General features: G+C 68.9%; 10 protein-coding genes and 1 tRNA gene. 4 read left to right on the top strand and 7 right to left on the bottom strand.

Features of this window, described 5'->3' with window-relative positions; translation table 11 throughout:
• The first annotated feature begins 86 nt into the window (after positions 1-86).
• A complete protein-coding gene (locus MFF06_RS08800; protein ID WP_238202943.1) occupies positions 87-671 on the top strand; it encodes a hypothetical protein in 585 nt (194 codons plus the stop codon).
• Between the two features lie 458 nt (positions 672-1,129).
• Here MFF06_RS08800 and ccmB read toward each other — a convergent pair whose 3' ends face one another.
• Both ccmB and ccmA read right to left on the bottom strand, forming a co-directional pair.
• On the bottom strand, positions 1,130-1,798 hold the full coding sequence (gene ccmB / locus MFF06_RS08795; protein WP_238202942.1) for a heme exporter protein CcmB: 669 nt from the start codon (positions 1,796-1,798) through the stop codon (positions 1,130-1,132).
• Complete coding sequence (ccmA, locus tag MFF06_RS08790) at positions 1,795-2,442, bottom strand: heme ABC exporter ATP-binding protein CcmA (protein WP_238202940.1); 648 nt, start codon at positions 2,440-2,442, stop codon at positions 1,795-1,797. Before ccmA ends, ccmB begins: the two co-directional genes overlap by 4 nt.
• A gap of 120 nt (positions 2,443-2,562) precedes the next feature.
• On the opposite strand from ccmA, the gene MFF06_RS08785 reads away from it, so the two are divergent.
• A complete protein-coding gene (locus MFF06_RS08785; RefSeq protein ID WP_238202938.1) occupies positions 2,563-2,745 on the top strand; it encodes a hypothetical protein in 183 nt (60 codons plus the stop codon).
• A 186-nt stretch (positions 2,746-2,931) separates the two neighbouring features.
• On the opposite strand, the gene MFF06_RS08780 is transcribed toward MFF06_RS08785, so the two are convergent.
• Positions 2,932-3,705 carry an RNA methyltransferase gene (locus MFF06_RS08780; RefSeq protein WP_238202936.1) on the bottom strand — a complete coding sequence of 258 codons (774 nt, stop codon included), beginning with the start codon at positions 3,703-3,705 and terminating at the stop codon, positions 2,932-2,934.
• Positions 3,706-3,878: 173 nt separating this feature from the next.
• Between MFF06_RS08780 and MFF06_RS08775 the strand changes: the two genes are divergently transcribed.
• On the top strand, positions 3,879-5,093 hold the full coding sequence (locus tag MFF06_RS08775) for an NADP-dependent isocitrate dehydrogenase (protein WP_238202934.1): 1,215 nt from the start codon (positions 3,879-3,881) through the stop codon (positions 5,091-5,093).
• A 97-nt stretch (positions 5,094-5,190) separates the two neighbouring features.
• Here MFF06_RS08775 and MFF06_RS08770 read toward each other — a convergent pair whose 3' ends face one another.
• Positions 5,191-5,628 (bottom strand): DUF3429 domain-containing protein, encoded by a 438-nt coding sequence (locus MFF06_RS08770; RefSeq protein ID WP_238202932.1) that lies wholly within the window; start codon positions 5,626-5,628, stop codon positions 5,191-5,193.
• A gap of 175 nt (positions 5,629-5,803) precedes the next feature.
• Positions 5,804-9,310, bottom strand: a complete 3,507-nt coding sequence (locus tag MFF06_RS08765) for a tetratricopeptide repeat protein (protein WP_238202931.1) — start codon at positions 9,308-9,310, stop codon at positions 5,804-5,806.
• A gap of 375 nt (positions 9,311-9,685) precedes the next feature.
• On the opposite strand from MFF06_RS08765, the gene MFF06_RS08760 reads away from it, so the two are divergent.
• Positions 9,686-11,476 carry an acyl-CoA dehydrogenase C-terminal domain-containing protein gene (locus tag MFF06_RS08760; RefSeq protein ID WP_238202929.1) on the top strand — a complete coding sequence of 597 codons (1,791 nt, stop codon included), beginning with the start codon at positions 9,686-9,688 and terminating at the stop codon, positions 11,474-11,476.
• A 345-nt stretch (positions 11,477-11,821) separates the two neighbouring features.
• Here the strand turns inward: MFF06_RS08760 and MFF06_RS08755 are convergent.
• Both MFF06_RS08755 and MFF06_RS08750 read right to left on the bottom strand, forming a co-directional pair.
• Positions 11,822-11,895, bottom strand: a tRNA-Gln gene (locus MFF06_RS08755).
• Positions 11,896-12,062: 167 nt separating this feature from the next.
• Positions 12,063-12,296 carry a hypothetical protein gene (locus MFF06_RS08750; RefSeq protein WP_238202928.1) on the bottom strand — a complete coding sequence of 78 codons (234 nt, stop codon included), beginning with the start codon at positions 12,294-12,296 and terminating at the stop codon, positions 12,063-12,065.
• Between the last annotated feature and the right edge of the window lie 87 nt (positions 12,297-12,383).

Here is a 12,383-nt window from a genome sequence, read left to right as displayed (position 1 = left end):
CTGGTTTAAGGGCGAGACATCCACGTTTCGTTCCGCTTACTCCGCGTGTCCTCCTCTACGCACCTACGGAGCATTGCAGCAAACTGGTGGTTCTCGAGAATCGAGACAGACAAGGCTACTTCTGCGTGGAGTGGCGGATCAACATCATGTGCGAGCCCGATAGGCGTTCCGGTATTGGCCTAGGGCGATCCTGGGGCTTGGTGGGTCGCTCGACGCGTTTCAAACCCAAAGGTCAAGGCGGGTTGTTCGAAGTTGATGATCCAACGATGGCGGAGGATTTCGCAGATCAGATTGAAGCGGAGGTCATACCCCTTTTCGACTCCCTCGACACCTTCGAGAAGACGATCGAGTTCGTGTTTAATCACGAGTATTTTCCGATTGCAGCATGGGTGCCTTGGCGAGCCCTGATGACGGCGGCGTGCGGTGACATACCCGAGGCGCAGAGGCTTTGGCGATCCTGTGATACCGACCAAGTTCAACGTCGAGTTCCGCATATATGGCCGGACCACCCTTGTTACGATGAATGGTGCCGGGTCGAGGATCCGCTCATGGGTGGGGACCGCGCGACTCTCGCAAAGCTCCTGCACGAATGGGAACAGCGCGAGGTGATAGGAACGAAGCTCGAGCGCTACTGGACTTCGACGCCGTTTCCCCTTGAGACCATGCCCTAAACCGATCCTCCCGATACGGATACAAGCGAAGGCTGGGTGTCATTTCGAGCCGCTGAGGAATTCATGACGCAGAAGTCTACAATTTTTGAAGTAATCGGAGCACTTGAACGGGCGAGAATCTCTTTCAGGCTGGCAAGGGATCGGCCTGATACGATCAGGGTCGACGCAACGTTGGTCGGGATGCGTTTGGAAATCGAGTGTTTCGAAGACGGGCGCGTCGAGATATCGAGGTTCACGGGGACCGAAGACATCGAGGAAGGATATGAAGACTTGCTACAAATCCTCCGTGAGTCTGCTTTCGATCGAGCATCCGATGAGACGACGTCGTCGTGCTAAGGCCGCCGGCCTGACTGCATCAGACCGGCGCCTCTAAATGCTTGTTGTCACTTGCAGTCCTGCGACGAACCGGCCTTACCTTCGCCGGAATACGCTTTGGGATGCCCCCCAGCGGCTGGGTCTTATTCCGGCCACCGCAACGCCGCCGCCGCGGCCACCGTTCCGACGACGGCGGCGATGAGGGTCAGCCCCGCCAGCACCGCCAGCGGCACGAGGAACGGCACCGTTCCCCCGGTGGCCGCCTGGGCGGCGGAGACGCCGAAGATCAGCGTCGGGATCATCAGCGGCAGCACCAGCACCGCGAGAATCAGCCCGCCCCGGCGGATTGAGGCGGTCAGCGCGGCGCCCACGGCGCCGATGAAGCTCAGGGCCGGCGTGCCTACGGCGAGCGTCGCGGCGGTGGAGGCCATGGCCGTGCCGTCCAGGGCGACGAGGAGGCCAAACAGGGGCGAGGCCAGCGTGAGCGGCAGGCCCGTCGTCAGCCAGTGGGCGACGACCTTGGCGAGCACCACGCCTTCGAGGGGCACGGGCGCGGCGGTCATCAGGTCGAGGGAGCCGTCCTCCTCGTCGGCCTGAAAAAGCCGGTCGAGGCCGATCAGCGTCGCGAGCACGGCGGACAGCCAGAGAATCGCCGGGCCGATCCGCGACAGCAGGTTGAGGTCGGGCCCCAGCGCGAAGGGCACGAGCGCGACGATCATCAGGAAGAACACGAGCGACAGGGCGCCCGAGCCTCCGACGCGGGAGGCGAGCCGTAGGTCGCGGGCGAGCAGGGCGAGGATGGCGCGCGTCACGTCCAATCCTCCAGGCCCTCGTCGGCAGGGGGCGCGGGTTCACCGCCGCTCGGCTCGATCCGCAGTTCCATCGCGTCGGTGAGCCCGAGGGCTTGGTGGGTCGCGGCGATGACGAGCCCGCCCCCGGCCCGGTGCTCGGCCATCAGCCTGGCCAGCACCTCCTGCGAGGCGACATCGAGGGCCGCCGTCGGCTCGTCGAGGAGCCAGAGCGGACGGGCGCAGACGAGGAGGCGGGCCAGCGCCACGCGCCGCCGCTGCCCCGCCGAGAGATACGCCACCGGCAGATCGTGGGCGTGGCCCAGCCCCATGCGCTCCAGGGCATCCCGCGGCGTCAGGCGCGCCGCGCCGAGGAGGTCGCGGGCGAAGGTCAGGTTCTCGCCCGCCGTCAGCGCGGATTTCAGCCCGTCACGATGGCCGACCGCATGCAGGCACTCCGGCAGGGTCGCCTCGCCGACACCCACGACGGTGATCCGCCCCGCATCCGGCCGCAGGCGACCGCACAGGATGGCGAGGAGGCTGGACTTGCCCGCGCCGTTCCGTCCCGTCACGGCCAGCGCGCCCCCGGGCTCCAGCGCGAAAGTCAGCCCGGCGAAGATGCGGCGGCCGGAGCGGCGGCAGGCCAGATTGTCGACGTCGAGCCGCACACATCCCCCGTTGGATCCCGCCGGTCGGCGGAGCGGCCGGCGCGCTTCCATGCCCGATTGTGCGGCCGGACGGAACAGCCGCGCCGTCTCACGCGCTTGTTCGACGAGGGAGGATGACCGATGGACGACAACGATCGCAGGGTCACGCCGACCGAGGACGAGGTCGCCGCCAGCGCCGATGCGGTGGCCGGGCTGGCCATGGTCCGTGCCCGCGTCGAGCGCTGCACGCAGGAGGAGCAGGACGCCTTCTGGGAAGCCGTCGGCCGATGCTTCGGCGGCGGCAAGCCGCCGGAGATGGGCTAGAACCCTGGCCGCCGACGCTCACTCACGCGCCTGCGTCCTCGCCAGCGCGAGCCGAACCCATCCGGGCCCGCGGGACGCCTCCGAACGGTGCGCGCTTCTGGATCGCTTCGCCCGTCATGACGACCGGGATCCGTCGACGGGTGGGGCTCGAGCCGATCGGCCACGGATCCAGCGGACGACGACGCCTCATCCCGCGCCACCGGTCTTCATCGCCCGGCTCACGGCCTTCAGGGCGCCCTGGAACGTGCGGACGTCCTGCTCGGTCATGGCCATGCGGTGGAGCATGTCGCGCATGTTCCGGGCGATGCCGTCGCGCTTCTCGGGCGGGTAGAAGCCGGCGGCGTCGAGGGCCGCCTCCAGCTTGCCGAACAGGGCGATCAGCGCCTCCCGGCTGGCCGGGGGCGTCTGCATCTCGCCCGCGAAGGGAAGCAGGGCCCGGCCGCTCGCCCGCCGCCACTCGTAGCCGACGAGGAGCACGGCCTGCGCGAGATTGAGGGACGGAAAGTCCGGCGAGACGGGGAAGGTGACGATGGCGTCGGCGAGCGACACCTCGTCGTTTGACAGCCCGACCCTCTCCCGCCCGAACATCACTCCGATTCGCTGGCCGGGCCGGGCGCAGACCTCGGCCATGCCTTCCTCCGGCGAGAACACGCGCTTCATCTGCCCGCGCTCGCGGGCGGTGGTGGCCAGCACGAAGTTCAGGTCGGCGAGGGCCTCCGCCACTGTCGGGAAGACCGTCGCCCCGTCGAGGACATGGGTCGCGCCCGAGGCCGCCTCGCGTACACCCTTCTTCGGCCAGCCGTTCTTCGGATTGACCAAGCGCAGCTCGGACAGCCCGAAATTGGCCATGGCCCGGGCGGTCATGCCGATATTCTCGGCAAGTTGCGGCTCGACCAGGATGACGGCGGGGGCGATGCCCGCCGGCAATTCCAGGGCCTTCTCATCGGATTCGCGCGCCATGCCGCCCTCTGGCACGGCGGCGCCCGCCGCGTCGAGGGGGGCGTTACGACCGGAGGCGGATGACAGGCTGAGCCTTCCGCCGCGCGCAACCCCTTGCTATGTCGCCGGGCGCGTCCGCACGGCCCTTGCATGCCGTGCCCCCGAGGACAGCACGCGATAAAGGCACACGGCCCATGGCGAAGATCAAGGTAGCGAACCCGGTCGTCGAACTCGACGGCGACGAGATGACCCGGATCATCTGGGCCGAGATCAAGAACAAGCTGATCCACCCCTACCTCGACGTGGATCTCGAGTATTACGACCTCGGTGTCGAGCACCGTGACGCCACGGCCGACAAGGTGACGGTGGATGCCGCCGAGGCGATCAAGCGCCACGGCGTCGGCGTGAAGTGCGCCACCATCACGCCGGACGAGGCTCGCGTCGAGGAGTTCAAGCTCAAGGAGATGTGGCGCTCGCCCAACGGCACCATCCGCAACATCCTCGGCGGCGTGATCTTCCGCGAGCCGATCATCTGCAAGAACGTGCCGCGCCTCGTCCCCGGCTGGACGCAGCCCTTCGTCATCGGCCGCCATGCCTACGGCGACCAGTACCGCGCCACCGACTTCAAGGTGCCCGGCAAGGGCCGCCTCACCATCAAGTTCGAGGGTGACGACGGCACGGTCATCGAGAAGGAGGTGTTCAAGTTCCCCGAGGCCGGCGTCGCCATGTCGATGTACAACCTCGACCAGTCGATCATCGACTTCGCCCGCGCCTCGATGAATTACGGCCTCGCGCGCAAGTACCCGGTGTACCTGTCCACCAAGAACACCATCCTCAAGGCCTATGACGGCCGCTTCAAGGACCTGTTCCAGAAAGTGTACGAGGAGGAGTTCGAGGGCAAGTTCAAGGCCCTCGGCCTGACTTACGAGCACCGCCTGATCGACGACATGGTCGCCTCCTGCCTGAAGTGGTCGGGCGGCTATGTCTGGGCTTGCAAGAACTACGACGGCGACGTGCAGTCCGACACGGCCGCGCAGGGGTTCGGCTCGCTGGGCCTGATGACCTCCGTGCTCATGACGCCGGACGGCAATACCGTGGAGGCCGAGGCCGCCCACGGCACCGTGACGCGCCACTTCCGCGAGCACCAGAAGGGCCGTGAGACCTCCACGAACTCCATCGCCTCGATCTTCGCCTGGACCCGCGGCCTGACCCACCGCGCCAAGCTCGACGGCAACGACGAGTTGGCGAAGTTCTCGGCCACGCTGGAGAAGGTCTGCGTCGACACGGTCGAGGCCGGTCACATGACCAAGGACCTCGCCCTCCTCGTCGGGCCGGACCAGAAGTGGCTCTCCACCACCGGCTTCCTCGACAAGGTGGACCAGAACCTGAAGGCGGCGATGGCCGTCTGATCGCCGGGCGCCCCTCGGCGGGGCGCCCCTTCGATCCGGGTCATCCGGGGGCGTCGCCCCCGGGTCCCAGCGCCGGGCCGGGATACGCGGCGCCGGCTCAGGCGGCGACGAGCAGGGCGGCCCCGGCGACGCCCGAGAGCACGAGGCGGAGCTTCGCGAGCCACGACGGCGCTAATCCGCGCCGGGTCAGATCCTGGTCGATCAATCCCCAGGCCAGCACCAGCACGCCCAGGATGCGCAGGTCCCAGGGGGCCGGGAACGCCATGGCGGCCCAGGCGACGAGGGACGGGACGATGGCGATGAAATAGTCGCCGTTGCCGGTGCCACGGGCGGCGGCGGCGCCCCAGCGGATTCCCCCGAGGAACGACGCGATCACGGCGCCGTAGGCCGACAGCATCGTGCGCGGCGACAGACCAATATTGCCGAGGCCGCCATCGCTTCCCGAGACGGACAGGGCGGCAAATCCCAGGAAGGGGATCAACCCCGCGACACCGAGGACGATGGCGCTCCGCGGGACCGTGTGAAGGCGTGCCATCCGACCTCCGGATTCGCGCGCGACCACAGGACCGCGACTTCCGGACCGGACCGACCGCACAAGGCCTGGAGGCGTCTCGCATCCGGCGCGTGCGGTCAAGGTCAGATCGCCGGGCGCGGCGCTGTGCCTCCCCGGTCTCCTCCGGCGAGGGCGCCGGGGAGCCGGGAAGCGCCGATCAGATCGCCTTGCGGCCCGGCTGGACGAAGCCGGCTGTGCTCGGCGCGGGCGCCCCCATGAGGGACATCGCCGCTGAACCGTCCGGGAACGCCAGGGGCTCGTTCACGAAGGGATCGAGCTTGCGGGGCTTGAAGGACGCCGCGAGGCTCTTGGCGCGGGCGAGATCGGGCGCGCTCAGCTTCGAGCCGACGTCGTCGCGCTTCTTCCCCGCGTCGTCGTCGCCCTGCGCCGCGGCGGCATTGAACCACGCGTAGGACTGGACGAGATCCTGGGTCAGGCCGAGGCCGCGGGCGTAGAGCACGGCGATGTTGTACTGGCTGTCCTTCACGCCGTGCTCGGCACCCTGGCGGAACCACGTCGCCGCGGAGACGAAATCGGGCTTGCCGTTGGGTCCGGGATTCTCGGCGTAGATCACGCCGAGATTGTGCATGGCGCGGGCATGGCCCTGCTCGGCCGCCCGGCCGTACCACAGCTTGGCCTGGGCGAGGTCGCGGGTGAGGCCGGTGCCCTTCTCGTAGAGGGCGCCGAGCTTGTACTGGGCAGGGGCGTAGCCGGCGGTGGCGATGCGCTCGAACACCTTGGCGGCGAGGGCGAGATCGCGGGGCATCCCCCGTCCGTCGCCGAGGCGCACGGCGAGTTCCCACACCGCATTGCCTTCGCCCGCCAGGGCCGCCTGCTTCAGCCGCTCGTAGGCCGGCGGCAGGTTGGCGAGGTCCCCCGCGAGGCCGGACATCCCGGCGATCGAGGGAAGCGAGACCTTGGCCGGGGCCGGAGGAGCCTCGGGGGCCTTGGCGGCGGGCGCTTGGCCGGCGTTCTGATCCGTCGGCGCCGTGTTCCCGGCGGTCTTCTGCATGTCGGTGGCGGCAGGGGCGGCGGGCGCCTCGGCCGCACGCTGCGCCTCCTGGATCTTCTCGGGCTGCGCCGTCTGCTGGGGAGCCGATTCGGGGGCCGCGGCGAGCTGCGGCAGCGGATCGTCGCCGCTGGAGCGCAGGCCGATGGCACCGAGGCTCAGCACGACGGCGGCGAGGCCGAGAAGGAGCGGCTTGCGGTTGCGCTCGGCACCGCTGCGGGCAGTACGGGCCTCAGCGACCTTGACGTCCGCAATCCTCGCGTCGGCGGCCTTGGTGTCCGTGATCTTGATGTCGAAGGCTGAGTCCATCGTCTTCACGGTGACGGACTTGGGCTCGGCACCCTTGGCCGACTTGCCGGCGGCACCCTTGCCGACAGGAGTCTTGGCAGTCACGCCCTTGGCGCCGATCGCCTTGTCGAGCCACGACTTTTCGGGCCACGCGTCGTCGCCGGACGAAGCCTTGTCGGTGGGCGCGACCGCGGCGGACTTCGCCACGGCGACCTTGATCTCCTCGCCCCTGTCCGCTTGGCCGACGGATGGCCGGGTGCGGGACTGACCATCCGCGGAACCCTCGGCGGCGAGTTCGGCCTGGGCGGCCTGGGCGGCCCGGCGGGCTGCGGCGATGAAGCTCGTCTTGATGTCGGCGTCGGTGGCGGCGGGCTCGGCCTTCTTCGGCGGAGCCGGGGCCGCGACGGAGGCCGGCGCGGGAGCCGGAGCGGGCTCGCCGGGGCTCGACACCAGCAGCGCCTCGACGAAGGGATCGGTCCGCGGCGTATCCCCGACGTCGGGCATCGTCGCCCGAAGGGCGGGACGGGCCGCCTCGACGCTCGTCGAAGCCATCAATCGCTCGTCGAGGGACGGAGCCGTGGACGCGGCGGCGCGCTCGCTCGATCCGAGGCGGTCGGCCAAGCGATCGAGGGCGGATTGCACGCCCTCCAGCTTCAGGCCGAGGCGCTCGTCGGAGGCGATCTGCCGGGCCTGCATGTCCGCGAGGCTGTCGCGGAGCAGGCCGACATCGCCGCCGCCGGATCCGCCCGCGTTAAAGGACACCGATTTGAGCGTCTCGGTGACGGCCGTGCGAGTCGCACGCTCAATGGATTCCTCGTTCGGGGCCACCGCCCGCAGCGCTTCGACCTGCTGCGTCAGGTCGGCCATCGTCCGCTCAAGACTGGTCAGGGCCGGGTCGAGGGCGTGCGGCGTCTCGATCTTGTGAACAAGGGTCATGACCTGGCGCTCGAGGGCATCGAGGCCCTCGTTGCCGACGCGCTCGCCGACGCGGTCCACCTTCTCCGCGAGATTGTGCAGCATCTCATGCAGGGTGGCGACGTCGTTCGCGCCGAACTCCGTCGCGGGCGTCGCTGCTGCGGCGAGTGAGGCGGCAGCGGCCTCGGCAGCTGCGGCGGCCGCGAACTCGGCAGCAGCCTGCGCCTCGGCCCGGAGGCTGCGGATCCGCGCGACGGCGCCCTCGATGTCCCGGCAGACGGCGTCGACTGCAATGTGGGCCTCAGGCGCTTCCGCTCCGTCGAGGAGCGCCCGGACCTCGTCCTGATCGACCGCGAAGGTCGGCGCCACCGTGTACCGCAGTCCCTGGACCGTGGGGACGAGGCGGTTCAGGCGCTCCGGCGCGGCAAGGAGAGCGGCCTTCGCCTGGATCTCCGCATGGGCCTTCGTCAGCGTGTGCAACGCCGTACCCTCGACGCTCGCGTCGTCGAAGGCGGCGGCCACGTCGAGGCGACCGGCGAGGTGGCGGAGATCGGCCAGCACGTCATCGTATGTGGAGGTTTCCGCGACGATCCGCTCGATGCGGGTGCCGATAGTCTCGATCGGCGTCGCGAGGCTGGCGAGGTCGATACCGGCCACATCCGCCCGTTGCGCGTCGATCTCGTGGGAGAGGGCGGCGACGGCCTTCTCCAGGGCGGCGGCCTCGCTCGCCGTCGGCAGCGCGCTCACGGCGTCGCTCAGGCGGGCACACTCCCGCTGAAGCTCTTCGGCCACGTAGTTCGGTAGGCCGATGGCGCGGCGCGGCGCGGCCACGGTGCCGAACGACTGCGCGAGATTGTGATGCAGCGAGGCGACGGTGCCGGCCGGCGCCGTCTGGCCGGCGAGCTCCCGCTGACGCTGCCGGATCTCATCGACCGCCTCACGCATCTCCTCGGCGGCGACCTTGCCGCGCTTGCCCGGCGGGCGCGGGGTCGTCACCTGATCGCCGAGCTGGGCAACGCGGCGCTCGATGTCGCTGAGGCGCTCGGTGACCTGCTGGGCCGGGCCCTCGTGCAGGGCGCGGTCGATGCGTGCCTCGATCTCCTCCAGGCGGCGCTGCTCGGCGCGGCGCTCAACTTCGATCGAGCGGCCCAGGCCGTCGAGCCGGTCGACGATGGCCGTGAAGCCCTGATTCAAGGTGGCATCCGTCTCCGCCGCGGCCGTGCGTGCGATCTCCCGGGCGGCGGCGGACCGGCCGGTCGGGGACGGCGAGCGCGAACGGGGCGGGGACGTGTCGAACAGGCGGCCCTCTCCGACGGTCGCGACGTTGGACTGCGGCACCACCGAGGCAATCCATGCCTCGAGGGGAACGCCGGCACGGTTCGCGACGTCGCGGGCGGCCTCGATCACCTCGGGATCGAAACCATCGAACTGCGAAGACGCTTTGCGGGTCATCGTCGGCCTGTCGTCTGCATCGAGTGGCAGTGCGCCCCGAACCGGGGAACCGGGCTTCAGCCCCGGATCCGCGAGCCGCGGGTGGTGTTGCCATAACCATTTATTTTGTTGGTAAACATCACGTTAAGAGGCTCTGGCTCCGCAAGGAATTCGTTTCGAATATCGTGCTGTGACCGGTCGACTGTACAATTCGTGAGATTTCGGCCGATGCCGGGGAGGCCCGTGGCAGCAATGGCTTAGGCGAACCGCCCTCCCCTCGGCGACGCCCCCTGCGGCGCAGTGCAACCGTTGCTGACGGTCTATGCGGACGTTTACAATCGAGCGGTACAGGCGGCCCGGAAAACGGCCGCGCATGGGCGAGCGAGGACGATTCGAATGCCGCAGTATCGCGCTCCGGTGGACGACACGCTGTTCCTCCTGTCCGACGTGCTGGGCTTCCACGCCAGGGCCAACCTCACGGGCTTCGCCGACGCGACCCCTGATGTGGTCGAGGCCGTCCTGCGGGAGGGCGGCAAGCTCGCCGACGAGGTGCTCGCACCGCTCAATCAGGTGGGCGACCAGGAGGGCTGCACGCGGCAGACCGATGGCCGCGTCACAACGCCCACGGGCTTCAAGGCGGCTTACGAGGCCTTCGCCGGCGGCGGCTGGATGGGGCTTTCCGTCCCGGAGGAGTTCGGCGGCCAGGGACTTCCGAGCACGCTGAACACCGCCATCCAGGATTTCGCCTCCGGCGCGAATCTGGCGCTCAGCATGTATCCGGGACTGACGCAGGGAGCCGTCGCCGCGCTCCTGGTGCATGGCTCGCAGGAGCAGAAGGAGCGCTACCTGCCGAAGATGGTGGAGGGCGCCTGGACCGGCACCATGAACCTCACCGAGCCGCATTGCGGCACGGATCTCGGCCTGCTCCGCACGAAGGCGGTGCCGAACCCCGACGGCTCCTATGCGATCTCCGGCACCAAGATCTTCATCTCCGCCGGAGAGCACGACCTGGCCGAGAATATCGTCCATCTCGTCCTTGCGCGCATCGAGGGCGCGCCGGCCGGGACGAAAGGCATCTCGCTCTTCCTCGTTCCCAAGTTCCTCTTGGGCGAGGGTGGCTCGCTCGGCGCCCGCAACGGCGTGTCCTGCGGCTCCATCGAGCACAAGATGGGCATCCACGGCAATGCCACCTGCGTGATGAACTACGACGGCGCCACCGGCTGGCTCGTCGGCGAGGCGAATCGCGGGCTCAACGCGATGTTCGTGATGATGAACGAGGCCCGCCTCGCCGTCGGCGTGCAGGGACTCGGCCAATCCGAGGCCGCCTATCAGAACGCCGTCGCCTACGCGAAGGACCGCCTCCAGGGCCGCGCGCTCACCGGCGCCAAGGCACCCGACAAGGCGGCCGACCCGATCATCGTGCATCCGGACATCCGCCGGACACTGATGCAGATCCGCGCCTTCAACGAGGCGGCGCGCGCGCTGGTGCTGTGGACGGCGCTCCAGGGCGACATTCTCCACCGCTCCGAGGATGCGAAGGAGCGCCAGACGGCCGACGACCTCATGGGGCTGATGACGCCCGTGGTGAAGGGCGTGCTCACCGACCGCGGCTTCGCCAACGCCGTCGAGGCCCAGCAGGTCTTTGGCGGCCACGGCTACGTCGAGGAATGGGGGATGTCCCAGTTCGTCCGCGATGCCCGTATCGCCATGATCTACGAGGGCGCCAACGGAATCCAGGCGATGGACCTCATCGGCCGAAAGCTGCCCAAGGACGGCGGCCGGGCGATGATGGCCTTCCTCGGGGAGGTGCAGACGCTCCTGAAAGACCACGGCGAGGATGCCGCCATGAAGCCCTTCGTCGCGCCGCTCGGAGCAGCGGTGAACGACCTGCAGCAGGCGACGATGTGGCTGATGCAGAACGCGATGGGCAAGCCCGACCATGCCGGTGCCGGCGCCACCGACTACATGCACCTGCTCGGTCTGGTGGCACTGGGCGTGATGTGGCTGCGGATCGCCAAGGCATCCCTGGCCCGGAGGGCCGAGGGCGGCGACACGGCTCGCTGGGACGACAAGCTCGTCACCGGCCGGTTTTTCATGGAGCGGATGCTCCCGGAGACCGGCCTGCGCCTCGCCCGGATCAAGGCCGGCGCCGAGACGACGATGGCGCTCCGGGTCGAGGCGTTCTGACGGGCGGACGCCCTCAGCTTTCGGCCGGAGGGATCGCTTCCCTCTCCGTCTTTGCGAGCGCAGCGAAGCAATCCAGGGCAGCGGGCCGTTTCCGAACGTGGCGGATCCCTGGATTGCTTCGCTGCGCTCGCAAAGACGAGGGGGGGCTCATGGGTTGCCGGGGGCCTTTCGCATCCGCTTCGGTGAACGAGCGAGGGCAGGCCGTCACGCGCGACGGTCATCGCGGATGGAAAGCCGAGCTATGAAAGCGGCTTCGTCCCATCGACCGGCGGTCGATTTATCATCGAGCCGGCATCGCGCTGAGGCGGGCGGCGAATCTAAAAGATCAGGCTGAGACGAACGAGGTGGCTGGGGGACCTGGATTCGAACCAGGACTAGAGGAGTCAGAGTCCACCGTTCTACCGTTAAACTATCCCCCAAGAGGCCGTTCGTTCGGCCTGTGTCCTGCTCCGGGAAGGCCGGAGGGACGGTGCAGCGGCGTGGCGCCGTGCAGGCCGCCGTCAGATAGGGGGAAAGCTCGGGCGGGTCAACAGGCCGGACCGATCCTTTCGACAGGCAAAGCTCCGAACGTGCGGTGCGCCGCCGGTCAACGCCCCATGCTGGCCCACAGCAAGGTGAGGATGGCCGCGCCGACGAGGTTATAAAGGGCGACCCAAAGCCAGACCCCCTGGAAGGCGCGCGTCGGAAGTTTCGGACGGTGCGGGCCGGTCTGCGGCCGGTGACGATCCTCGGGCGTCGGCCAGATCGCGTTCTCGGGATGGCGCAGATGGCCGGTGAGGCTCTCCGGCAAGCGGCGTTCGGGCGGGTCGGGCGGTGTCATCGGGTCATGCCTCGTGCCGGTCTCCCTGCCTGCGTCGGATCGGACGATGCCCGGCACCTCCGGCCGGGACGAGCCCCTTCTCGCAAC

Origin of the sequence: Methylobacterium aerolatum (assembly GCF_022179085.1) — a bacterium.
Taxonomy (GTDB): domain Bacteria; phylum Pseudomonadota; class Alphaproteobacteria; order Rhizobiales; family Beijerinckiaceae; genus Methylobacterium; species Methylobacterium aerolatum.
The sequence above is the reverse complement of the archived record's forward strand: the minus strand, read 5'-3'. Positions and strand labels throughout refer to the sequence as shown.